The 23,417-nt window shown below is 37.3% G+C and carries 27 protein-coding genes; 13 read left to right on the top strand and 14 right to left on the bottom strand.

What is annotated here, in order from left to right; genetic code table 11:
• The first annotated feature begins 45 nt into the window (after positions 1-45).
• On the top strand, positions 46-867 hold the full coding sequence (locus HCU67_RS15050) for a UbiA prenyltransferase family protein (protein ID WP_168553412.1): 822 nt from the start codon (positions 46-48) through the stop codon (positions 865-867).
• Here the strand turns inward: HCU67_RS15050 and HCU67_RS15045 are convergent.
• The 7 genes from HCU67_RS15045 to HCU67_RS15015 form a co-directional block, all read right to left on the bottom strand.
• Complete coding sequence (locus HCU67_RS15045) at positions 864-1,094, bottom strand: hypothetical protein (protein WP_168553411.1); 231 nt, start codon at positions 1,092-1,094, stop codon at positions 864-866. The genes HCU67_RS15050 and HCU67_RS15045 overlap by 4 nt on opposite strands.
• A gap of 3 nt (positions 1,095-1,097) precedes the next feature.
• Positions 1,098-1,649 carry a sigma-70 family RNA polymerase sigma factor gene (locus tag HCU67_RS15040; RefSeq protein ID WP_168553410.1) on the bottom strand — a complete coding sequence of 184 codons (552 nt, stop codon included), beginning with the start codon at positions 1,647-1,649 and terminating at the stop codon, positions 1,098-1,100.
• A 118-nt stretch (positions 1,650-1,767) separates the two neighbouring features.
• Complete coding sequence (locus HCU67_RS15035; RefSeq protein ID WP_168553409.1) at positions 1,768-2,655, bottom strand: fatty acid desaturase; 888 nt, start codon at positions 2,653-2,655, stop codon at positions 1,768-1,770.
• A gap of 50 nt (positions 2,656-2,705) precedes the next feature.
• Entirely contained in the window at positions 2,706-3,209 is a 504-nt protein-coding gene (locus tag HCU67_RS15030) for a GbsR/MarR family transcriptional regulator (RefSeq protein ID WP_168553408.1), read from the bottom strand.
• Positions 3,210-3,264: 55 nt separating this feature from the next.
• The gene (locus tag HCU67_RS15025) at positions 3,265-5,283 is read right to left on the bottom strand and encodes a M3 family metallopeptidase (RefSeq protein WP_168553407.1); all 2,019 of its coding nucleotides are present in this window, start codon (positions 5,281-5,283) and stop codon (positions 3,265-3,267) included.
• A gap of 56 nt (positions 5,284-5,339) precedes the next feature.
• Positions 5,340-5,831, bottom strand: a complete 492-nt coding sequence (gene purE, locus HCU67_RS15020) for a 5-(carboxyamino)imidazole ribonucleotide mutase (RefSeq protein ID WP_168553406.1) — start codon at positions 5,829-5,831, stop codon at positions 5,340-5,342.
• Entirely contained in the window at positions 5,828-6,985 is a 1,158-nt protein-coding gene (locus tag HCU67_RS15015; protein ID WP_168553405.1) for a 5-(carboxyamino)imidazole ribonucleotide synthase, read from the bottom strand. Before HCU67_RS15015 ends, purE begins: the two co-directional genes overlap by 4 nt.
• 102 nt (positions 6,986-7,087) lie before the next feature.
• On the opposite strand from HCU67_RS15015, the gene HCU67_RS15010 reads away from it, so the two are divergent.
• From HCU67_RS15010 to HCU67_RS14995, 4 genes are all read left to right on the top strand, one after another.
• Positions 7,088-8,194: an adenylate kinase gene (locus HCU67_RS15010; RefSeq protein ID WP_168553404.1), complete on the top strand. Its 1,107-nt coding sequence runs from the start codon at positions 7,088-7,090 to the stop codon at positions 8,192-8,194.
• Positions 8,195-8,608: 414 nt separating this feature from the next.
• Complete coding sequence (gene obgE / locus HCU67_RS15005) at positions 8,609-9,610, top strand: GTPase ObgE (RefSeq protein WP_168553403.1); 1,002 nt, start codon at positions 8,609-8,611, stop codon at positions 9,608-9,610.
• A gap of 59 nt (positions 9,611-9,669) precedes the next feature.
• Positions 9,670-10,194 carry a DUF4136 domain-containing protein gene (locus HCU67_RS15000; RefSeq protein WP_168553402.1) on the top strand — a complete coding sequence of 175 codons (525 nt, stop codon included), beginning with the start codon at positions 9,670-9,672 and terminating at the stop codon, positions 10,192-10,194.
• 179 nt (positions 10,195-10,373) lie between these two features.
• On the top strand, positions 10,374-12,644 hold the full coding sequence (locus HCU67_RS14995; RefSeq protein ID WP_428047541.1) for a S9 family peptidase: 2,271 nt from the start codon (positions 10,374-10,376) through the stop codon (positions 12,642-12,644).
• A 48-nt stretch (positions 12,645-12,692) separates the two neighbouring features.
• On the opposite strand, the gene HCU67_RS14990 is transcribed toward HCU67_RS14995, so the two are convergent.
• On the bottom strand, positions 12,693-12,842 hold the full coding sequence (locus HCU67_RS14990) for a hypothetical protein (protein WP_168553400.1): 150 nt from the start codon (positions 12,840-12,842) through the stop codon (positions 12,693-12,695).
• Between the two features lie 86 nt (positions 12,843-12,928).
• Here HCU67_RS14990 and HCU67_RS14985 point away from each other — a divergent pair, with 86 nt between their 5' ends.
• The 5 genes from HCU67_RS14985 (at position 12,929) to HCU67_RS14965 (ending at position 16,729) form a co-directional block, all read left to right on the top strand.
• Positions 12,929-13,387: a hypothetical protein gene (locus HCU67_RS14985; RefSeq protein WP_168553399.1), complete on the top strand. Its 459-nt coding sequence runs from the start codon at positions 12,929-12,931 to the stop codon at positions 13,385-13,387.
• Between the two features lie 245 nt (positions 13,388-13,632).
• A complete protein-coding gene (locus tag HCU67_RS14980; protein WP_168553398.1) occupies positions 13,633-13,926 on the top strand; it encodes a hypothetical protein in 294 nt (97 codons plus the stop codon).
• 11 nt (positions 13,927-13,937) lie between these two features.
• Complete coding sequence (locus tag HCU67_RS14975; RefSeq protein ID WP_168553397.1) at positions 13,938-14,999, top strand: sensor histidine kinase; 1,062 nt, start codon at positions 13,938-13,940, stop codon at positions 14,997-14,999.
• Between the two features lie 7 nt (positions 15,000-15,006).
• Entirely contained in the window at positions 15,007-16,017 is a 1,011-nt protein-coding gene (locus HCU67_RS14970) for a hypothetical protein (RefSeq protein WP_168553396.1), read from the top strand.
• Positions 16,007-16,729: a LytR/AlgR family response regulator transcription factor gene (locus tag HCU67_RS14965; RefSeq protein WP_168553543.1), complete on the top strand. Its 723-nt coding sequence runs from the start codon at positions 16,007-16,009 to the stop codon at positions 16,727-16,729. The genes HCU67_RS14970 and HCU67_RS14965 overlap by 11 nt, the downstream gene beginning before the upstream one ends.
• Here the strand turns inward: HCU67_RS14965 and HCU67_RS14960 are convergent.
• From HCU67_RS14960 to HCU67_RS14940, 5 genes are all read right to left on the bottom strand, one after another.
• Positions 16,707-17,729, bottom strand: a complete 1,023-nt coding sequence (locus HCU67_RS14960) for a transglutaminase domain-containing protein (RefSeq protein WP_168553395.1) — start codon at positions 17,727-17,729, stop codon at positions 16,707-16,709. The two genes, HCU67_RS14965 and HCU67_RS14960, sit on opposite strands and share 23 nt — an antisense overlap.
• Positions 17,726-18,409: a carboxypeptidase-like regulatory domain-containing protein gene (locus HCU67_RS14955; RefSeq protein WP_168553394.1), complete on the bottom strand. Its 684-nt coding sequence runs from the start codon at positions 18,407-18,409 to the stop codon at positions 17,726-17,728. Before HCU67_RS14955 ends, HCU67_RS14960 begins: the two co-directional genes overlap by 4 nt.
• A 138-nt stretch (positions 18,410-18,547) precedes the next feature.
• On the bottom strand, positions 18,548-19,333 hold the full coding sequence (locus HCU67_RS14950; protein ID WP_168553393.1) for an SDR family oxidoreductase: 786 nt from the start codon (positions 19,331-19,333) through the stop codon (positions 18,548-18,550).
• On the bottom strand, positions 19,330-19,641 hold the full coding sequence (locus HCU67_RS14945; protein ID WP_168553392.1) for a cupin domain-containing protein: 312 nt from the start codon (positions 19,639-19,641) through the stop codon (positions 19,330-19,332). The genes HCU67_RS14950 and HCU67_RS14945 overlap by 4 nt, the downstream gene beginning before the upstream one ends.
• Position 19,642: 1 nt before the next feature.
• A complete protein-coding gene (locus HCU67_RS14940; protein WP_168553391.1) occupies positions 19,643-20,536 on the bottom strand; it encodes a class I SAM-dependent methyltransferase in 894 nt (297 codons plus the stop codon).
• On the opposite strand from HCU67_RS14940, the gene HCU67_RS14935 reads away from it, so the two are divergent.
• Together HCU67_RS14935 and HCU67_RS16545 are read left to right on the top strand one after the other, a co-directional pair.
• A complete protein-coding gene (locus tag HCU67_RS14935) occupies positions 20,525-21,880 on the top strand; it encodes a UDP-N-acetylmuramate--L-alanine ligase (protein ID WP_168553390.1) in 1,356 nt (451 codons plus the stop codon). The genes HCU67_RS14940 and HCU67_RS14935 overlap by 12 nt on opposite strands.
• A 12-nt stretch (positions 21,881-21,892) precedes the next feature.
• Positions 21,893-22,123, top strand: coding sequence for a hypothetical protein (locus HCU67_RS16545; RefSeq protein ID WP_210423722.1), 231 nt, complete (start codon positions 21,893-21,895; stop codon positions 22,121-22,123).
• On the opposite strand, the gene HCU67_RS14930 is transcribed toward HCU67_RS16545, so the two are convergent.
• A complete protein-coding gene (locus HCU67_RS14930; RefSeq protein ID WP_168553389.1) occupies positions 22,124-22,573 on the bottom strand; it encodes a DUF1569 domain-containing protein in 450 nt (149 codons plus the stop codon).
• A gap of 77 nt (positions 22,574-22,650) precedes the next feature.
• Here HCU67_RS14930 and radC point away from each other — a divergent pair, with 77 nt between their 5' ends.
• Positions 22,651-23,349 carry a RadC family protein gene (gene radC / locus HCU67_RS14925; protein WP_168553388.1) on the top strand — a complete coding sequence of 233 codons (699 nt, stop codon included), beginning with the start codon at positions 22,651-22,653 and terminating at the stop codon, positions 23,347-23,349.
• Positions 23,350-23,417 lie beyond the last annotated feature (68 nt).

The raw sequence follows: 23,417 nt of genomic DNA, 5'->3' as shown, positions 1-23,417 counted from the left end.
GTTAACCACAGGTCAACCTGCACATTCTTTCGGTACTTTTGTTTAATGCGGTTACTGAAACCTGTTTTTGACTTTTATCTTGACGCCAGTATACATGTGGCTTTGGCAGTGGTTTGCTTGAATCTTCATACTTCTCTAGGGTTCAACAAAACACCAAATTATTTTCTGGTTGGATTTCTATTTTTTGGCACAATCGTGTGCTATAATTTTATGAAGTACGGTGTTGAGGCAAAAAAATACCTGATTGTACACAAACCTTACCACAAAATCATACAGGTTTTTAGTTTTCTTTGCTTTCCATTCGCAGTGTATTGCTTTTTACAATTAAGTAGAGAGCTCTGGTTTCCTATCGCACTTTTGACCATTCTTTCCGGTCTTTATATTCTGCCCTTTTTGCCCACATCAAAGAGCTTGAGAACCTTGGGAGGTTTTAAGATTTTTTTGGTTGCCTTGGTTTGGGTTGGTTTTACTGTTCTGTTACCTGCTATCGAATACCAATTGCAGTTTGGTTTAGTGCTTTACTTGAATATGCTTAAAAGATTTTTATTGGTTATCATTTTGTTTATACCTTTTGAAATCAGGGATTTAAAGGTAGATTCCATAGAATTGAAAACCTTACCTCAAAGGATAGGAACTGAAAAAACCAAAAAAGTAGGCTATGGCCTAGTTATCCTTTATTTTCTGATAACGGTCTACTTGGACCATTCGCTAAGTAATTTTATTATAGCATTGATTCTTTTTGCCGTGCTTGGGGTGGCCATAAAATACACGACTATTAACCAGTCGAAATATTATGCTGCTTTTTGGATAGAAGGAATACCGATTTTTTTATTAATCATAACCGGTATTGCCCTTAGTTTGATTTAGCCCTTGTTTTCAAGAACCTCTTTGAGACGCTTTTTATCTTCTTCGGAAAGTGATTGTAAATTGGCCTTGTCACAGAGCTTGGTAAATGCCCCATTCTTTCTTGAATACTTAGCACAAACCTTGCATGTAAGCGTATGAAAGTTAAGCTTAATAATCTCCCAGATGGTAGCTTCCTTGTATTGTGCCCTGGTGCATATGTGCCCAGCTTCTTCGCAATTAATTTTCATTCTTTAGAACCAATTTTCGTTCATGCATCCCATTAATGCCGTTCGCGCTCGATGGATTATGACCCATAAGTTCGACGGATTAATTCCCAATTCATTACAAATATCTTCTGTACTCATGCCCTGAATAGTTTTCATATTAAAGGCAGTCGCCTGTTTTTTGGGCAATTTTGCAATACAATCCTGTATGGCTAGCCCTAATTCTTCATTTTCTATGGTGTTATCTCCATCTTTACTGTAAGGGTCAGCCACACGCTCTTCCAACCAATCACCTTCGCCTTCGTCGCCAGAATAATTTATCCTTACTTCAGCCTTTCCTTTTTTTGAATTTATTTTTCTATAGTGGTCAATAACCTTCCGTTTCAATATGGCTATTAGCCAAGTTCGTTCGGCCGCATCACCCTTATAGTTCTTAGCTGAATTTAGTCCTGCAATAAAAGTCTCTTGAACCAAATCTTTGGCTAATTCTCCATCACTTACGCGACCAACCGCGTAGTTAAATAAGTAATCAGCATAGTTATCGACCCATTTGTCGGGTTGTAGTTCGTGTGCGGGCATTGAGTTTTTTAGTGGTATCAAAATTAAGGTTTTTGTGAATGATTTTTAATCATTACAAATGACCTCTTGAAATATCACAGAAATATTACAAATAGATACTTTGGGTAAATGTTAACAATTACCAGGGAAATTTCCATTTCAGTCTTTCGAAAGGTGTAGCTGTTGACTTTAGTGTATGTTTTTGAGTTTTGACATTTGAAACAACCTTTAGTTTTTTTAACAACCATACCAGAAACCAGCCAAAATCAACCTCATACCACCTACTTGAAAATTTAGCAGAGGTTGGAAAAGCATGATGGTTGTTATGAAAACCTTCACCGAAGGATACAAAGCCTAAAAGCACGTCATTGTAACCACTCTCATCTGCATTTTGAATTTCATGTTTGGCGTATCCATATTTGTGAGATGCAAACCCTATGTACCAATGTCCTAATATTATTAGACTTGTTCTAAAACAAGAGGCTAAAAGCGCTGTGTTGAGACCAAACAATACATATAGGATTAATAGAAAAGATAAATAGTACAAATACCAATATTTGTGTAGGTGGTTTATGGTTTTATCGTTCAGATCGATTGTTGGAATTTGATAAAGCTCCTCGTCTACAGGTGAAAATTGCAAGTGTAAATTCCACCAGTAGTCTGTAATTAATGAATGTTGGTAACGGAAATACCTTGGACAATCTTCTCTGTTCTGCCAATAATCTCTATAATAATGCTGCTTTAACCAACTTAGGGGACTTCCTAGTCCTGTTAGAATAAATAAGAAGAGGCCAACATTTCTATACCTACTTGAAGTATCATACGATTTGTGAATTATACCTCTATGCAAACCCACTGAATGCCCTAAACCAACGGTGACTATCGTCAATGCAATTACAAGAATTGAATCAAAAAACGTTATCGCCTTAAAGTCGATAAATGCAATCGGAACCAGCATTATATAAAGCCAGAATGTTTTTTTCCAAGAAAAATAAATGTTACCCACTTCTGTATTTAAGTTTTCCATATTTAATTATTAAAGTTTCAGAAAATATTGAAAGTATATATTAAATTTTTTTATCCCAGAAGTTTAAATAATTTCTTGTTTAACCAGCTTTGTTTCTGATTTGCCAATTGATTTAAAAATGAATCTGCCGTACTTGCCAATTCGTAAAGTGCTTTTGTTTGTTTCACAAATTCTTTTTGCTCAGCTGAGTCGTTTGCCTTTATCGCACTAACCTCGCCCAATGTTTTGATTACGGGTTTAAGTTCGCGACGACTTCTTTCCTTCGCGATAATTCTTGCCAGTTCTTCTACATTTTTCTCTGTAGTATAATACTCTTTTCGCTCTCCAGTTTTTAAAACTTTGGTTACAATACCCCAATCCATTAATTGTCGTACGTTCATACTGGTATTACCTCGAGAAATTTTTAACTCCTCCATAATATCTTCTGTAGTAAGAGGATTTGGGGAAACAAATAGCAGCGCTTGAATCTGGGCCATAGCTTTATTGATCCCCCAAAGGGTTCCTAAACTTCCCCATGTACTAATGAATTTTTCTTTGGATGATTGAAATTCCATATCACAAATGTAATATATATATCTGAAATTTCAAAAAATATTGAAAATATAGAAATTATACCAAAAGACCAGCACGCTCCAATAAAGCTTCAATTTGGGGTTCTTGTCCGCGAAACCTCTTATACAAAACCATCGGGTTTTCTGTACCGCCTTTCGAGAGTACATGGTCTTTGAACTTTTTTGCGATTTGAGAATCGAAGATTCCATGCTCTTTGAAATAGGCAAAGGCATCCGCATCTAAAACTTCAGCCCATTTGTAACTATAATACCCCGAAGAGTAGCCACCTTGAAAAATATGGGCGAAAGCAGTGCTCATACAAGTTTCAGGGGTGTCAGGATAGAACTGTGTGCCTTTGAACGCCTTTGTTTCGAAACTTTTTACGTCTTTTATTTGTGTTGGGTCTTGGCCGTGCCAAGCCATATCCAACAAACCAAAACTCAATTGTCGTAAAGTTGCCATCCCTTCTTGAAATGTGGACGAATCCTTGATTTTTTGAACCAATTCCATAGGAATTAACTTCCCAGTTTCGTAATGATGTGCAAACAACTCCAAGGCTTCTTTTTCGTAACACCAGTTTTCCATTACTTGGCTTGGTAATTCAACAAAATCCCAATAGACCGATGTGCCCGAAAGACTAGGATATGTAGTATTGGCCAACATGCCATGTAGACCATGTCCAAATTCATGAAACAAAGTGGTAACCTCACCAAAGGTCAACAAAGAAGGTTTCGTATCTGTTGAAGGAGTGAAATTGCATACATTGGACACATGTGGTCGCACATTTTCCCCTTCTTTTTTGAATTGTGATTTAAAAGAAGTCATCCATGCCCCTCCGCGTTTTCCCTTTCGAGGATGGAAATCAGCGTAAAAAAGCGATATGAAATTATTCTCCTCGTCAAATACCTCGTAAGTTTTTACTTCTTCGTGGTATTTGTCAACATTGAACACTTCTTTAAAGGTCAGCCCGAATAACTTTTCAGCAACTTTAAAAACACCATCAATAACATTCTCCAATTTAAAATATGGCTTCAGGCGTTCATCATCAAGATCAAAGCGTTTTTGTTTTAATTTTTCAGAATAATACGCACCATCCCATTTTTGAAGTTTTTCGATACTATCCATCTCCTTAGCGAAAGCAGAGAGCTCCTTAAATTCCCTATCTGCCGCTGGTTTTGCCTTTTCTAGTAGCTCGTTTAGAAAGTCCAGAACTTTATTAGGGGTTTCTGCCATACGTTCTTCCAATACAAAATGAGCATGCGTCTCATAGCCCAGTAATTGTGCTCTTTCATGCCTTAGGTTCACTATTTGTATGACGTTTTCTTGATTGTCCAACTCATCTCCATGAAATCCCTTGCTACCAAATGCCAAGGCCAATTCTTTACGTAATTCCCGGTTTTTTGCATATTTGATAAAAGCACTATAACTAGGGTAATGCAATGTGAATATCCAACCAGATTTATCTTTTGATTTGGCTAATTTCTCCGCGGCTTCTTTGGCACTTTCCGGTAGGCCATCAACATCTGATGCTGAGGTTAGATGTAATTCATATTTATTGGTTTCGGCTAGAACATTTTCGCCGAACTTAAGTTTTAGTTTGGCCAACTCAGCATCAATTTCACGAAGTCTTTTCTTTTTTTCTTCAGATAAATTAGCCCCATTACGACTGAAGCTTTTGTATCGTTTTTCAAGTAAGGTTTTTTGCTCAGTATTTAGATTTAAGCTATCACGGTTATCATATATGGATTTTACCTTTTGAAAAAGCTCCTTATTGAGGGTTATGTCATTTTGGAACGCCGAAAGCTTAGGACTTACTTCTTGTGCAATTTTCTGAATTGTTTCATTGGTCTCAGCTGAATTTAGATTAAAGAAGACAGCTGAAACCCTATCTAATTGATGGCCTGAATAATCTAGGGCTTCTATAGTATTCTCAAAGGAAGGTGGTTCTTCGTTAACAATAATCGCCTCAATCTCTGCTCTTGCCATTTCAATTGATTCCAGAATGGCAGATTCAAAATGTTCATTTTTTATTTGGGAGAATGGTGCTTGGTCAAATTCTTTTAAAAGAGGATTCATCGAATACAGAATATTTTTTTGTTTTGAAGCTGATTTGAACTGGAGAGTTCAATTGTTTAATTTCCCTTTTGAACTTCTTTTGCTCCTTTGATTACTTTTTCTTTAAGTCCTTCTTTATAAATCTCGATTTTATCAAGAACACATTTATCTGAGCTACCAATTATCTGTGCTGCCAAGATACCGGCATTTTTCGCACCATTTAAAGCGACAGTCGCTACTGGTACCCCACCGGGCATTTGTAGGATGGACAATACCGAATCCCAACCATCGATTGAATTGGAACTTTTGACAGGAACACCAATTACTGGTAAGGGTGACAATGAAGCTACCATGCCAGGTAAATGGGCGGCACCGCCAGCTCCTGCTATAATAACGGAATACCCATTTTTATGGGCGTTTTTACTAAAATCGAATAATTTTTCAGGCGTTCGATGTGCGGAAACAATATCTACATCAACCTCAATGTCGAAGCCTTTTAAGATATCAACTGCATCTTGCATGACCGGTAGGTCACTTGTACTACCCATAACTACAGCAACTTTACTCATTTGCTTATCACTTTAATTTTTTCTTTCACTTCTTGTGCCACTAGTCTGGCCTGGCCCATATTTTCGTTAACTATGGTCACGTGTCCCATTTTCCGAAAAGGGCGTGTTTGTTTTTTTCCATAAATATGTGGGGTAACACCCTCTTGGGATAAGATATCCTCGATATTTTCGTACACCACGTTTCCGTTATGACCTTCACTACCCACTAGATTGACCATGACACCAGCAACTTTACTGGCTGTTTTTCCTAAGGGCAAGCCTAGGATACATCTTAAATGCTGTTCAAATTGATTAGTATAGCTGGCTTCAATACTGTAATGCCCACTGTTATGTGGTCTTGGAGCGACTTCATTGACCAAGATTTCATCTTCTTGGGTTTGAAATAATTCGACTGCCAATAGTCCGACATGTTCAAAAGCGTTAGAAACTTGCTTGGCAACGTGCTGTGCCTTTTGGGCTACCTTCTCATTAATTCTAGCTGGACAAATTACGTATTCAACTTGATTGGCTTCTGGGTGAAACTCCATCTCTACGACAGGGTAGGTGACTGCTTCCCCTTTCGAATTTCTAGACACAATGACGGCCAACTCATTTTTAAAATCGACCAATTGTTCGGCAATGCATTCAACATTTGGTAATCCTTCAAGGTCACTTATGTTACGTATGATTTTCACCCCTTGTCCGTCATAACCAAATCGAGCACTTTTCCATACGAAGGGCAAACGTAATCCTCCATTTTCTATACTTTCCTTGATTTCAGAGGTGTAGGCAAATCGAGAGAATTCGGAAGTGGGGATGGAATTGTCTCTATAAAAAAGTTTTTGTGTCGCCTTGTTTTGAATGGTTCGAAGAACTTCTGGCTGTGGATATACCGTCACACCTTCATCTCGTAATTTTTCTAAAGCATCAACATTAACGTTTTCAATCTCAATGGTTAATACATCTACATCCTTACCAAAAGAATACACGGCATCAAAATCCAACAAATCACCCAGAACAAATTCGTTACAAGCAATTTTACACGGCGCTTCTTTTGACCCATCCATGACCTTGGTCTGAATATCCCATTTACGGGTTTCATAGAGTATCATTTTACCCAATTGACCACCTCCTAAAATGCCCAATTTAAAATCGGAAGAAAAATAATTTGTCATTCCAACAAAAATACAGCGAATTGCAGAAACCCACCTGAAATCACCTCAAAAAGAACGCCTTAAAAACTGTATATTTGCCAACCTTAAACTAGTGAGGACGCTGTGATAAAGCTACACGACAAACATTTCAAGCCTTTTTTGAGCGAGGAGCAGATTCAAGCTGCTGTCAAGAAAATTGCATTGGAAATCGCTGAAGATTATCGCGATGAAACCCCAATTTTTGTTGGCGTGCTCAATGGTGCCTTTATGTTCGTTTCTGATTTGATGAAACATTATCCACACGATTGTGAAGTTTCATTTGTGAAACTCAGTTCATATCAGGGCCTAACATCTACTGGAATAGTGGAAACTCTTTTAGATGTTTCAGAGGATATTGAGGGTCGAAGTGTAATCATTGTTGAAGACATTATTGATACCGGCCGAACATTACAGCAGTTGGTTCACCTTTTTTCAGACACCAATGTCAAAGAATTTAAGATTGCTTCTTTGTTTTACAAATCTGAAATCTATAATGGTGAATACACCATCGATTATGTAGGTATTGAAATACCGAGCAAGTTCATTGTTGGTTACGGATTGGACTACAACGAACTTGGGCGAAACTTAAAAGAAGTATACCAATTAAACCCATCACATATGATTAACCTAGTGCTTTTTGGAAAGCCAGGCGCAGGAAAAGGAACCCAAGCAGGGTTTTTAAAAGACAAATACAACTTAAAACATATCTCAACCGGTGACGTTTTTCGATTCAACATGAAAAACGATACTGAACTGGGCAAGTTAGCCAAGTCTTATATCGACCGCGGAGATTTGGTGCCTGATGAGGTTACCATTAAAATGTTGCAGGATGAAGTTGAAAAAAACCCTGATGCTGCAGGTTTTATTTTTGATGGATTTCCAAGAACTACGGCTCAAGCGGAGGCTTTGGATAATTTTTTGGAAAGCAAGGATATGAAGGTTGATGCAACTATTGCTTTGGAAGCGGATGATGAGGTTTTAACGCAACGTTTACTGGAAAGAGGCAAGGAAAGCGGACGTAGTGATGATCAAGATGTTGATAAGATTAGAAACCGCTTTGACGAATACAATGAGAAAACAGCTCCTTTAAAAGACTTTTATTCAGCTCAAGGTAAATTTCATTCAGTTAACGGTATAGGTGATATAGCCGAAATTACAGGTCGTTTGAGCAAGGTTATTGATAATCTATAGCTTTCGTTAAATGGGCAATAATGAAGAGATGATTCCACCGAGGTACGCCTTTAAAGGTTGCCTTATAACATTTGGATTTGCCCTCTTATTGTTTATTTTGGTAAGTATAGGCTTTTTTATCTGGCTCTTTTATTTGGATGATTCATTGGTTGGAGTTGATTGATACCTTTAATGCAATTATTAGCCGAAGAAATTTAAATTTCCAATAAATGCATAAGTGGACTACTAGATTAATTATTTCAATATTTCTTGGTTGGATAATAGCTAGTGGAATTATTCCTTACCTAAGTCAAAATAGATTTAAGCCGAATATGATAATTGTTGCTGGCTTACTTTATTTTTTATTCACTGTTTTCGAAAAACAAAAGAAATAACAGATTAAAATTTATCTAACACTCATTAATTTGATATTTCATGACTGAAGGTAATTTTGTAGACTACGTAAAAGTTCATGTGACTTCTGGAAATGGAGGTAAGGGTTCTACCCATCTTCGTCGAGAAAAGTTTGTTGCAATGGGAGGTCCGGATGGTGGCGATGGTGGTCGAGGTGGCCATATAATTATCAGGGGTAACAGTAATTTATGGACACTGGTTCATTATAAATACAAACGTCACTTTAAAGCAGGCCACGGTGGCCATGGAGGTAAACAACGAAGTACTGGTGCGAACGGTGAGGATATTATACTTGAAGTGCCTTTGGGTACGGTAATCAAGAATACGGATTCAGGAGAAGTCTTGTTTGAAATTACCGAAAATCAAGAAGAGCGAATTGTGGCTGAAGGCGGTAAAGGAGGGCGCGGAAACTGGCATTTTAAAAGTGCGACCAATCAAACTCCAAGGTATGCCCAATCCGGTATTGAAGGTGAAGAATGTAACCTTACTTTAGAGTTAAAGGTTCTGGCCGATGTGGGGCTTGTAGGATTTCCGAATGCTGGCAAATCAACTTTGTTGTCGGTTATCACCTCTGCCAAACCCAAAATCGCTGATTACGAATTTACTACGCTAAAACCCAATTTGGGTATTGTTGAATATCGAGATTTTCAAAGTTTTGTTATGGCCGACATCCCCGGTATTATTGAAGGGGCTGCTGAAGGTAAAGGCTTGGGGCATTATTTTTTAAGGCATATAGAACGTAATGCGACCCTATTGTTTTTGATTCCTGCAGATAGCAATGACATATCCAAAGAGTACGAAATCTTATTGGATGAGCTCAGAAGGTATAACCCAGAAATGTTGGACAAGCAACGACTGGTAGCCGTCTCAAAATGCGATATGCTGGATGATGAACTAATTGCTGAAATGGATGCCTTGATGAAAGAAGATTTTGTCGATGTAGAGTATCTTTTTATTTCTTCTGTGGCGCAAAAAGGAATTGCAGAATTAAAAGATAAACTCTGGCAGCGTTTAAACGAATAGTTTCCAAATTTTAGAGGACTCCACAACAAACTTTGTAACTTTAGGAAAGCCCCTTAGTTATGAAAAATATAGTTCTTTCATTGCTTCTATTTTTTGTATTTTCTTGTAGTTCAGTACGAGTGAATTACGATTACCAAAGTGGCACTGATTTTTCTGGGTACACCACCTACAATTACTTTACTGAAATGGATACTGGTCTAAGTCAATTGGATGAGCAACGTTTGATACGAGTTTTAGACTCTGCCTTAACCATAAAAGGAATTCGGTTATCAGAAGAGCCTACTTTTTTAATCAATATCAAAAGTGAAGTTTACCAAAGAGCTTCTGGAAACACAGTTGGAGTAGGCGTTGGAGGCGGAGGAAGAAATGTCGGAGGGGGCGTTTCAGTAGGAATACCAATTGGTTCATCCTCAATCAATAGGGCAATAATATTCGATTTTGTAGATACCCAAAGAAATCAGTTGATTTGGCAAGCTGATACTGAAAGTGGATTTCGTGATAATGCTGCACCATCGGTACGCGAAGACATGCTGCGAAAAGTAGTTGATAAGGCGCTTACCAAGTTTCCTCCGGAGAAAAAATAAATTTCCGTTCGCCAAGGGCAATTTACCGCTGCCCATAATTCAATTTCATTCAAAAACGTCTTATTCTAAATTTGATGTGTCGGATTCGTAACAATCTTATGGTATCCGAGTCCAATATTCATTAATAAAAACTAGATGTAATGAAAAAAACAATCAAAAAACAAGTGTTTTTAACTGTGATGGGCCTTTTTATCGGTCTTGGTGCGTTCGCCCAGGACATTACGGGCACATGGAAAGGTACCCTTTCAGTTCAAGGCGCTGAAATGCCTTTAATTTTTAACGTGTCCAATGAAGATGGAACAATAAGTTCAACTATGGACAGTCCTTCTCAAGGAGCAACGGATATCCCGATGGATGAAACCACCTTCGCTGATAATACCTTGACCATAGTATTTAAACAGGCTGGTATTAAGTATGAAGGAACCTTAGACGCGAATAAGGTCAGTGGAACTTTTTATCAAGGAGGAATGGAATTTCCTTTAAACCTGGAAAAAACTGAAAAAACCATCCCAGGAAACCCTGAGTTACCCAGTTCTGACGATGAGCTAACTTCTCTTGTTGCTTTTGACAAAGGAGATTTCAAATATTCCGTTGAAGATTATTTTGCGAAGCCAAAGGCCTCTACTTTTAGATTCTCACCTGATGGAAAATACATTTCGTATCGTGAAAAAGATGATGACGGCAAACGACATATTTATGTAAAGGAGGTAGAATCAGGCAATGTAACCAAGGCCATAGAAGAAAAGGAAGAATTGGTAAGGGGCTATGCTTGGTTGAACAATAATAGATTGGCCTTTTTAACTGATAAGGGAGGTGATGAAAATTACCATGTTTTTGCTGTAGATTTAGATGGTTCTAACCTAAAAGACCTAACCCCTTTCGATGGGGTGCAAGCCCAGTTTTCAAATCTTTTACCAGAAGATAAGGAGCACATCATTGTGAATTTGAATAAAAACAATCCGCAAATATTTGAGCCGTATAAGGTGAATGTAATCACTGGTGAATTGACGCAGCTTTTTAAGAATGATGACCCGGCTTCACCAATTATTGGATATGATTTCGATAAAGATGGAAACCTAAAGGGGTATACCAAACTAAAAAATGGAGTTGATCAAGATTATTACTATCAAGATGGTAATGGTGGTTTCAAGGTTTTGAAAAGTTTGAATTGGAAGGACACCTTTGCTGTTTTGAATTTTGACTATGCCACCGAAAATGAGCATGACGCTTACATAGTTTCGAATCTTGATAGCGATAAGGCGAGAATAATCAGATATGACCTAAAAGAAGACAAGGTATTGGCCGAAGTGTTCGCCAATGATAAATATGACGTTTCCAATTTAGGATTGTCAAAGAAAAGAGGTTATGAGCTTGATTATGTAAGCTATGAAGGGGACAAACAAGTAATTATTCCACTTAGTGATACCTACAAGCAATTTCATAAAAGAGTAACCGAGTCGTTTCCCGGTAAGCAGTACTCTATAGCTGATGCTACTGACGAAGAAGATAAAGTTCTTGTCTTTTTACAAAGCGATAAGCTTTATGGCGAGTATCATTCTTATGATGTCGCGAAAGATGAATTTACCTTCCTTTACAACTTAATGCCCCAGTTAAAGGAAGAGGATATGGCGGAAATGCGCCCAATAACCTTTACAAGTCGCGATGGAAAAACCATTCATGGCTACATTACACTTCCTAAAAATGCGGTTGATGGTGCGAAGGTACCGGTAATTGTAAATCCTCATGGTGGGCCTCAGGGTATCCGAGATTCTTGGGGTTTCAATCCCGAGGCTCAATTATTTGCCAGTAGAGGCTATGCAACCCTTCAAGTTAATTTTAGAATATCAGGTGGCTATGGTCGCGAGTTTTTGGAGTCAGGTTTCAAGCAAATAGGTAGAAAGGCCATGGATGATGTAGAAGACGGTCTTAAGTATGTGGTTGAGCAAGGATATGTTGATAAGGACAAAGCGGCAATTTATGGAGGAAGTCATGGCGGTTATGCCGTACTACGCGGATTGACCAAGACTCCTGATTTATATGCTTGTGGCGTTGATTATGTAGGGGTTTCTAATTTGTTCACCTTTATGGACAGTTTCCCAGAATACTGGAAGCCGTATCTTGAAATCGTTCGTGAAATATGGTATGATGAAACCATTCCAGAAGAAAAGAAAATTATGGAAGAAGTTTCTCCGGTGTATCAAATAGACAAAATTGAAAAACCCTTATTTGTTGTTCAGGGAGCAAACGACCCAAGGGTTAACATTAACGAGTCGGACCAAATTGTTGAAGCACTTCGCGCCAAGGGTCAAGACGTACCCTACATGGTCAAGTACGATGAGGGCCATGGCTTTGGCAAGGAAGAAAACTCAATTGCACTGTATAAAGCTATGATGGGCTTTTTTGCAAAACACTTGGGAGAACAAGAAAAAGCAACACCCATCAAGGGGTAATTATTGACCAACTAAATTTACATGAAAGAGGGCTCCGGCCCTCTTTTTTTATTGTGATTCATAAAATTCAATTGTGCTGTTACCGTTCAGTCTAACCTCTTTACCACTCATCATAAATCCCTTCGTAGAGCCCTGTTTTGACCATATTTTTATATCATAATTAAAACGAACAGTCATGGTAACAATTGTAAAAGTCATAATCGGTTTACTAACGAGTATTTTATTCTAATTCTATTTTAAAACTTTTTTGAAATCTGAAGAGTCACCAAGTAAAAAAAAGAAGAATGAGTTTGAATACTTTAATTGAAAAGCTAGAAAACCTAAATAGTGGTTTAAATGGGGTCAAATATGACAAGATGGCCAAGAGCACAGTACTTCTATTGAAAGAATTAAAGAAGAGAGATTTAACCTTGGAAGAGCAGGAGCAATTAATTGCCAGGTTCGAGATTAATTTTGAGAAAATTCAAAGCCAAAAAGATGTGAAAATGGGTCTGTCAAAAATGAAAAGCCTTTTGACCAATGACTTTGGTTTTGTGCCCTTAAATTATTACTCAACCTTGGGAAGTGGTGTTGGCCTAGCGTTAGGTACATGTTTGGGTATTTCATTTGGTGTGCCATTTTCAAACGGTTTGGTATTTGGACCAATAGTTGGGTCAGTTATAGGGTTACTTTGTGGACTTTTCGCAGGACTTATTATGGACCAAAAAAAGCAAGTTGAAAATAGGGTTTTAAAGAACCTCTGAATCGCAAGATGATTTAATAGTTTAACAAGTATCAATCAATCAAAAAATAAGAGTAATGAAAAAAAATTTTGACCAAATAGGGTATGTAATAGCAGGACTTCTGTTCTTGTATTCAGGAGTGTTAATGTTCTTTCAAGACAGTGGTTTGATTTATCCTGTATTAACCGTCTTATGTGCTGGAGTAATGTTCAGTTCTGCTCTTCAGACTCCTAAAATGAATAATAATTGTACAAATCTTTAAGATTATGAAAACTAGAAACGCTTTATACATCGCTGGAGCAATCTTGATAGCGTCTGTAATATTTGCCTTAGGTAAGTTTGAAAATTCAAACCTTATAGTCGCTACCATAATGGTCGTCATTGCCATGATTTTACTTCCTTTGGGTTATCGCAAGGATAAAGAATTGGTAAAGGCCTGTTTGGTCAAAAAACCCACTAAGAAAAAAGTAGCTATGGTAACTGTTGGCGTAATGGCCGTCTTTTTTGGATTGGGATTCGCCGTTGGTAAACTTATCTATCTTTGGACGCATTTGGAATAAACAGGTATTGAATGAATTTTCTTGAGAAAAATAGAAATATGGTTTTCTGGGGACTTCAGCTTTTGGGCTGGGGTTTCATTAATTTGATTTCAATATTCGTCATAAGCAAGTTTGGAACGGCTTTCGTAGTTTTTTCAATTACCTCTGGAATGTTTGTTGGAATATTTTCAACCTCCTTGCTTAGGGCCTACTTAAAGAAAGAGGTCGGCTTTGAAAATTTTGGCATTACAGAAATCATCAAAATCCTACTGTCATCAACTGTGGCTGCTGGCATATATGGTTTTCTCAGTTATGGCTTGGGCTATGCATATGGTAAATATGGTCCTGAGCTATCCGAGCTCGAACACGACATTCTTAAAAGTTTTGACAATGTGTGGCTTCTTGTTATTAATTCCATATTTATCATAGGGGTATGGACAGTTTGCTATTTGGTAATCAAGCTTTTGTTGCGGTTGAATAAAAACCGTTTGGAGCGATTGCAACTGAATTCTACCCTAAAGCAAGCGCAATTGAATACACTTAAGGGGCAGATAAATCCGCATTTTATGTTCAACAGTTTGAACAATATTCGTGGACTGATGTTGGAAGATGTCGAAAAATCTCGTGAAATGTTGACCAAGCTTTCTGAAATGTTGCGCTATTCATTGACAAAGAACGATGTCAATGCCATTGCTTTAGAAGAAGAACTTGAAATGGTTGACAACTACATAGCCCTATCTAAAATACAGTTTGAGGATAGATTGCAATTCACGAAAATTATCGAGAAGGATACAGAGCAAATTCAGATACCTCCTATGTTGATTCAATTGTTGATTGAAAACGCGGCCAAACATGGAATTTCAAATTTGAAACAAGGGGGTACGATAAGTTTGGAAACAAAAAAAAATGGGGAATACCTTTTGATTGATGTGACAAACTCCGGACAGTTAAAGATTGCCAAAGACTCCACACAATTAGGGCTTAAAAACATTAAGCAACGATTGAAATTGCTTTACGGCGACAAAGCTTCATTTGTTTTGAACGAAGGTGACGGTGAGGTTTTGGCCCAAGTAAAAATTCCATTAGTTAAATAAAGCATTAATGAAAGCTAGGACCTCTATAACTAGGTTGGTTTTTATTTTCGGAATGCCACTGGTTCTACTAACCGTTTTGTTCTTTTTAGTTCAAAATTCAAGCATCCAGAATTATAGTAACTGGAGTCTGGTAGTATCAATTGACCTCTTGATGACAATTCCTTTTATTTATTTTTTGTCAATAAGGCGAACAAAAATTCCAAAAACCACTATTCTACTAGTAATTCTTCTTGGATTATTATTGGGGTCTTTTTGGCTACCTGAAGAAAACCAATTCTATTTGGCTTTTTTTAAGCAATGGGTTTTACCCATACTTGAATTTCTGATTTTTTCTTGGGTTGCATTTAAAGTATGGAATTTCCGCAAAACCTTCAACAGCGCAAAACGAATAGGTGCAGACTTTTACGGTGTTTTATATAAGGTTTGTTCTGAGTCTTTTCCGCGCAGAATAGCTTCCTTAATTGCTACCGAAATAGCAGTATTTTATTATGGCTTCTTATTTTGGAAAAAACGGGCAATTAACCCAAATGAATTCACCTATCATAAGAACAGCGGCTCATTATCATTGATAGGAGCTCTTTTGGTAATAATTGGGGTTGAAACTTATGTTTTGCATCTGATGGTTTCAAAGTGGAATGAATCTGTTGCTTGGGCATTGAGTGTATTAAGTTTTTACACGATTATCCAATTATTTGGGTTCGCAAAGTCAATGTTGGATAGACCACATAAAATAGCTGAAGGCAAACTATACTTACGGTATGGAATAATGAATGAAGCTGTAATTACAATTGGTGATATTCAATCAATAGCGCTTTCTTCAAACGAGTTGGGAAACGAGGAAGATTTTCGTCGATTGTCTTTTCTAGGTAGTTTAGAAGACCACAATGTTGTCATAAGATTAAAAAACGAGCAATTTTTGGTAGGACTCTATGGAACCAAAAAAACGTATAAAACATTGTCTTTTTTTGTAGACAATAAAGTTGAATTTAAGAATAGGTTGGAAGCTCATGGGTGTTAGTGCAGTTATTGTAGAAGATTCTAGATTGGCCAGGAACGAACTTAAAGAGTTATTGAAGTCACATACCGAAGTCGAAGTGTTAGGTGAAGCTGAAAATGTTGATAAGGGATTTGATTTGATTCAGAACACACAACCTGATATTTTATTTCTAGATATCAATATGCCTGAAAAAGACGGTTTTGAATTACTTGAAATGCTAGATGAAGTACCGATAACCATTTTTACTACGGCCTTTGATGAATATGCCATAAAATCGTTTGAATACAATGCTTTGGATTATTTATTAAAGCCCATAAATCAAAAACGATTTGACCAAGCTTTGGAAAAGGCCAAAGCAAAACTAGAAGATAAACAGGAAAGTGATGCCGCGAAGCGGCTGACTTCTTCTAGTCAAATATTCATCAAAGACGGAGAAAAGTGCTGGTTGGTCCGAATCGGTGAAATTTCACATTTTGAGATTGTCGGTAACTATTCAAGGGTGTTTTTTGCAGATGAAAAACCCATGTTGTACAAGTCTTTAAATCAAATTGAAGAAAAGTTGCCTGAGGAATATTTTTTCAGGGCAAATAGACAGCAAATAGTGAATACCAATTATATTTCAGAGGTTGTGCCTTGGTTCAACGGTAAACTAAAGCTTACTATGAAAAATGGTGATGAGGTTGAAGTGTCAAGACGGCAATCTTATCTCTTTAAGGATAAGATGAGTTTTTAGTAACATCAACAACATAGGTTGCAATAATGGTTTCATCATTGACTACATGAACATCGTAGCGCCCTTTTTTACCAAAAGAACATGAGAATGCAATTCTGTTTTCAGCCTCAAGGTTGAAAGGTTTAATCCTTGTCTTTTTGTCCCCTGAAACCAAAACTAACTCTAAGGAATCAACTTTTGTCAACGGATTAACCGCAAGTTCAAACTCAATGTTTTTTTTGGTTGGCACATTTAAAAACATTTTATCCGGTTGAAGAGGAGTGATTCCATTTTCAAAAGCCCCTTTATAGACCAAAGGTCCTTGTAAAAAGGCATTAAAGCCAAAAGGTTCTTGGAGCAATAGCCATTTCTTTTCCAAGGGATAATGATTTTTAGCAAAGAGTTCAGGTGGGGATAAAAAATATCCGTCAGAAAAGTCGAACTCAAAACTAGGGTTGTTATTTTCAAGTTTCACCTTTCCTGCAGACCATGTAGCATCACATAAGTACCATCTACCATTCAACCTAATAGCATTCCAAGAATGGTTGGGCTTACTCTCAGCCGACAAATGGGTACTTGCAGTTTTGGCAAAACCATTAACCAGTTCACATTCCAATCCTGCGAGAATTGCCATTTCTTTTATTAAGTAGGCATAGCCAGTGCATGATGTTTTTTTTTGGCTTATCAACCGCTTAAAAACCTTTGGAAGGTATTTCGTATTCCATTTTAAGAATTTGTTCTCTTGCTCGTCGTATTTCTTTCTTTTTGAAATTGTTTTTTTGAACGAACTGTAATCATTTTTTATGTTAGAACATACCCAATAATAGATTGCTCTAAATTTTGCTGGTTCGCTTTCAAGATCAAATGTCAAATTGTAAACTAACCTAGGAAGATTATACAAGTCATCTCCTGAATGTGAAATTGCAATACTGTCAGCCTTCGAGAAATCAAATGCATCAGATTTGGTCGGCTGACAGTATAGAATACTTGAAATGAGAAATAAAATCAAAGGTGATTTCATTTCCTAAAAATTGAAGTGAACTTTTTTGCTTTTTTCTTTTTTGAAGAATAGACTTCATCAATGGAAACCTCGCCCATTAAGAGCACATCAGAATATTCAAATTGAATTGTTATGTCAATCTCAGTAGTATCGGAGGATTTTACTTCATACTCTTTTGTTTCATATCCCAAATAGCTAAACACCAAAACATCACCCTCTTTAAGTTTTCTAGAAAACTTAAACTTTCCATCGAAATCCGTTACAACCCCTTCATTGCTGTTTTTTAAAACCACATTTACACCTACTAAAGGAATATCTTGGTCGTCCAGAACGGTTCCCTTCACGATGTAGCTTTGTTGTATGCCCTGAACTATTGCCGGATTCTCATCAGATGTTTGGGCATGTGCAGACGGATTAGCACCAAGAGCCATAACTAAAATACTGGCGAAACCTACGGTCTTTCTTAGAAAGCTTTTACTTCTTAAGGAAATGGGCCTCTCAAGTTGTGAACTCTTAAATCTACCGCATAGGTTTTTTGAACCCAAGTTTAAAAATGTCAACATTTCGGTATTTGACATTTCTGAAAAATCAACCACTTCTTTTTGACAGTTTAGACAGAAACCACCATCAGCAGTTTTTTTAAAAGTCGCGAAGTTCTCCTCGCATGGCCTATCTACATTAATTTGAATTGCTGTTTTCATATCATTTGGTTTTTAGGATTATAAGACCAAACTAAACAGGCATATCAGATTTTAAAATCGAGAAAAAGGATAGGTGAAGTACTAATGAGCGAAATGTCCAAATGAATGAGGGAGCGTTTTTCGAAAAATTAGAATTGTCTAAAGTGATTTTAGAAGTCCACCGTCAATGGGAATATTTGTTCCGTTGATATAAGCTGCTTTGTCCGAAGCTAAAAATGAAACTAAATACCCGTATTCTTCTGGTTTGCCAATACGACCAACTGGCACTTGTCTTTCCATTGTCTTCCTCACCTCGCTCTGGCTGACTCCCAGCTTTTCAGCTTTTTTAGCGTTCAGTTGTGCAATTCGTTCCGTATCAAAATAACCGGTCAATACACTATTTACGGTTATGCCTTGCTTGGCGACATCCATTGCCAATCCTTTTGACCAGGTAACCACTGCAGCTCTAATGGTATTCGACAAAGCCAAATAGTTCAGTGGTTCTTTAACCGAGATTGATGCCACATTAATTATTCGGCCCCAGTTGTTTTTCTGCATGTGTGGCAAGGCAAGTTCTGTAGTGAATACCACAGATTTGAATAATAGATCAAACGCAATTTGATAATCATCAACTTTCTTCTCCAATGCACCACCTGCTTGTGGCCCTTGGGTGTTATTTACAAGAATATCTATCGTGTTGTTTTTGAAATAGTCAAATATTATTGCCTTGTAGGCCTCAAAATCACTAAAGTCAACTTGTAAGAATGAGTGTTCTTGATTTTCTGTCTTGGGAAGGTTTTTAATAATGTCTTGCATTTTGTCAACGCTGCGAGAGAGCAAGGTTACACTTGCACCACTTTCAGCTAGTTGTTGCGCTATGGCCTTTCCAATACCACGGCTGCTCCCTCCGACAAGGGCTTTTTTTCCTTTTAGTGATATGTTCATTTGTATTCTTCTCTAATCGGACTGAACACATCCATTAATTCACAAGGGGTCAATGCTTTGCCACTATGTGGTGTATTCGAAGGGATTACCACCACATCACCAGCTTTATAAACTTTCGTTTTCCCGGCAAGGGTAAATTCGAAATCGCCTTCAACAACATGCATTATTTGCTCATGGTGATGATGGTGCTCAGGGACCTCGGCCCCTTGTTCAACAGTCCAAAAGGCCCAACTTATTTTGTCTCCGTGTACCAATTTGCCATGGTAGCCAGGCATTATTTCTTTTGAATTGATTTCGGTTAAATTCATTTTAGATTCTTTTTAAAATATACATATGTTCATCAAGAACATCTTGTTTTGTAACAGTTACTTCTGGAACATATTTATCTTTTAAACTAAAGGTGTCTTCATGTTCAATTAAATCATAACCTTCCAAATTGGAATAGTAAGCGTCTTCAAGGGTTTGATATTCAAATTTTTCATTGGCATTTAAACGTTCTTCTGTGAAAGTTGCGAGCCTCTTAAATGCACTCCTTTCTTCAATTTCCTTTTGAAATGATACGCTACCAACAAACTCACCTTGTTTTTGAATTTTCGAGAACAACTGAAAAAGTCGATTTGTATCATTACTATCAATAAAGAACAATACCCCTTCTAGGAGAATAAATGACTTTTTATTTTGCTTAATTGAAGAGATTTTTTGTAGCAGGCTTTCCTCATATTCGGTATTAAAATTAGCTTCAATAAAGTGCAACTTACGATTTGGTAATTTGCCATTTCTTATCCACTCTGTAACTTTTTCCCTCTTATATAAAATGGAGTTGGGCATGTCTATTTCGATATGTTCCATATCTCCAGAAAGCAGAAATGGGTACATGCTAAATCCGCAACCAAAATTGATTAGTAGGTCAATTTCACCTGAATTAAAAAGGGAGGAAATCCTATCTAGAAAAAAGCGATTGCGAAGGCAATGTGCCAAAGGTTCGTATTCAGAAACGCTGGTTACATATTCGTTTCTATAGTCTTGGGTACGTTTACTTGGCCATAAATGGGCAAAGGTATCTTTGCTCAATTCTGGATTAAATGCTCGAAAATCAGCAGTAACAAAAGCTGTTTCAAATATTTCGATGTTCTCGTTCACAGAAAAAAGGTAGTAATTTTTAAAACTATCTTTGGGCGATAATTCATAAAAATGAAAATTCATTTTATAGCAATTGGTGGTGCCGCAATGCACAATTTGGCGTTGGCATTGGAGTACAAAGGTTATACCGTTACGGGAAGCGACGATATTATTTTTGACCCTTCGAAGAGTCGATTAGCTGCTAAAGGCCTACTGCCCGAAGAGTTTGGTTGGTTTCCTGAAAAAATAAATTCTGAGTTAGATGCCGTAATCCTTGGCATGCACGCCAAACCCGATAACCCTGAATTATCAAAAGCTCAGGAGTTGGGATTGAAAATATATTCCTATCCTGAATTTCTTTATGAGCAATCCAAGAACAAAACTAGGGTAGTCATCGGGGGTAGTCATGGTAAAACCACGATTACTTCGATGATTTTACATGTTCTTGAATATTGTGATATTCAAGTTGATTATATGGTTGGTGCACAGCTTGATGGTTTTGATAGAATGGTACATCTAACCGATGAAAATGACTTTATGGTTTTGGAAGGCGATGAGTATTTAAGTTCTCCAATTGATAGAAGGCCAAAATTTCATTTGTATAGACCAAATATCGCCTTACTGAGTGGTATAGCCTGGGATCACATCAATGTCTTTCCTACCTATGAAAACTATGTTGAACAATTCAAAATCTTTGTTGATGGAATTGTGAAAGGTGGCAGTATAACTTATAATCAAGAAGATGCCGAAGTTAAAAAGGTAGTCGAGGCTTCTGAAAATACAATTCGAAAATTTTCTTATGAAACGCCATCATATTCTGTGGACAATGGAATTACCTATTTAGAGACCGAAGACGGTCTTATGCCCTTGGAAGTGTTTGGTAGGCATAATTTGAACAATCTCATGGGGGCAAAATGGATTTGCCAACAAATGGGTGTTGACGAAGTCGATTTCTACGAAGCCATTTCAACTTTTAAAGGTGCAAGTAAACGAATGGAAAAACTGGCACAAGGTAAAGCGAATGTAGCTTTTAAGGATTTTGCCCATTCACCCAGCAAGGTTAGTGCAACGACCAAGGCCTTAAAAGAACAATATCCTAACAAGAAATTATTAGCTTGTTTGGAATTGCATACCTATAGCAGTTTAAATGCAGTTTTTTTGAATGAGTATCAGGGTACATTAGAAGCTGCAGATGAGGCAGTGGTTTTTTATTCACCTGAAGCAGTAAAAATCAAACGCCTGAAAGAGGTTACAACTGAACAAATCAGAGATGCCTTTAAACACAAGAATTTAAAGATATACACCAATCCAACAGAATTTCAAGAGTTCCTCTTTTCAAGAAATTTTAATGAAACCGCATTATTACTGATGAGTTCCGGAAATTACGGTGGTTTGGATATGGTAAAGCTGACGACCTTTTTTTCTTAAGTATCTGAACTTTTGTCAGATAAGAACGGAAGGCACACATTTTGTACTGCTAGTTTCGTGTCTTTCAAACCTTCAAATAAAAATTTTCTAAACGCCATTAAGCAACTTTTGACTATGGTACTAATGGCCATTATGATTGGGGTTTCGAATATTGTTATGGAAGAGGAACGGAGTATAAATGATACGCGTGCAAGAATAGAACAGCAGGTTGTTGAGAATGATGAAGAGGATTTGGCAAACTGATTAAGCACCAAATTGTCTAAGGTGATGGTCAAGATGTTTGTATTGCATTTGTCCCCATTGATTATACGTAAAATGTCCGAACGCAGGATGAGCTTCCCTTTCTTTAACATCTCTAGTAGCGTAAAACTCATTTATCAAGCCAAGTAAATTTTGTTTTTCCTTATCAAAATCTTGTTGGTCACTTACTTGAAATGCTTTTGGAGTTGGTTGGTTTTTGCGCCATTCCTTGTCATTATACATACTTTTTTTGAAAGACTTCATTAAGAGTCGCATCAGAAAGTTTGGTTTGTCCAGTTGTTTTTTGCCCAAAGCGGTCTCAAATGGAAACTGACAATGCCGCATCATTTGACCGGCATTCATTTTACCCCAGTTAGGTGTGTTTTCTGCGTTTATAGTATGGAGACGATTTAGAATTTCTTCATAGGTCTTTTGCTCGAATATTGATTTCATGGTAAGCTTGTTATTTTCTTCAAATTACAAATTCACCTAAAGAACTGAAAATCATTCAATCCGCTTATCTTTAGAAAATGGAAGAAAACCATTCCAAACTTTCCATTAAAAACTGGGCCAACGACGATAGGCCAAGAGAAAAGTTATTACACAAGGGTAGGGCGGTGCTGTCCGATGCAGAATTAATTGCGATTTTAATTGGTTCTGGCAATCGTGATGAAAGTGCAGTACAATTGAGCAAGCGTATTCTTGCATCAGTTGGCAACAACCTAAATGAGCTTGGCAAACTATCTATTAACCAACTCATGAAATTCAAGGGCATAGGCGAAGCAAAGGCGATTGGTATAGCAGCAGCGCTTGAAGTTGGCCGTAGAAGAAGAGGTGAAGAGATTGCAAATGTCAAGAAAATATCAAGCAGTAGGGATGCTTTTGAGCTACTACAGCCTATTCTAGGGGAACTGCCGCACGAAGAATTTTGGATAATTTATTTAAACAATTCCAACAAAATACTATTTAAGGAACAACTCAGTAAAGGAGGCATAACAGGTACTTTGGTAGATGTGCGTTTGGTAATGAAACAAGCACTGGAACACGGTGCTGTAGGATTGATTCTGGCGCACAACCATCCTTCAAGTGCTCTAAAACCAAGTCAAGCAGATAAGCAACTAACACATAAACTTAAAACCGCGGCCGAAGTACTTGACATCAAAGTGCTTGACCATTTGATAATTACCCAAAAGGCATATTTTAGCTTCGCAGACGAAGGTATTATTTAAAGAAAATGGTTAATGAAAATTTCTAATTTCCGTTTTAGAGCTTTGGTTTTTGTACTTTGTGTTTTTGG

The organism is Croceivirga thetidis, from assembly GCF_012272815.1.
GTDB classification, from domain to species: Bacteria; Bacteroidota; Bacteroidia; order Flavobacteriales; family Flavobacteriaceae; genus Croceivirga; species Croceivirga thetidis.
The sequence above is the reverse complement of the archived record's forward strand: the minus strand, read 5'-3'. Positions and strand labels throughout refer to the sequence as shown.